Here is a 402-nt window from a genome sequence, read left to right on the forward strand (position 1 = left end):
ATCCGTCTATGATTCATACGCTTGAGCGTTTTCAGACGGCCTTGAACGGCAAAAACTTTGACGTTGTCAAAGAGGCCGGTCAGCCTTCCGTATCTATTGCCGTATTGAACAAATACACCTCCGAAGTGATGCCTGAAAGCAATTACTCGATTGAAACAAGCGGTTTGGAAAATTGCGAATACGCAGAAGACGGCAATGGCTTTATCTGTAAAGTTCCTGAAGGCCGTTATTTCGCGATGGGTGACAACCGCGACAACAGCGCCGACTCCCGTTATTGGGGATTTGTCGATGACAAGTTGATTGTCGGTAAAGCCTTCTTCGTTTGGATGAACTTTGGAGAACTCAGCCGTATCGGTACCAGTATCAAATAAGCAATAAACAGATTAAAAGGCTGTCTGAAAT

The 402-nt window shown here is 45.0% G+C and carries 1 protein-coding gene; it reads left to right on the forward strand.

Annotation, left to right across the window (positions count from 1 at the left end; genetic code table 11):
- Positions 1-371 (forward strand): signal peptidase I (lepB, locus tag ACTHS3_RS17140; protein ID WP_440368658.1); only part of this gene is annotated, 371 nt, incomplete at its 5' end.
- Between the last annotated feature and the right edge of the window lie 31 nt (positions 372-402).

The sequence above is a fragment of the Neisseria sp. P0009.S007 genome, from assembly GCF_051962515.1.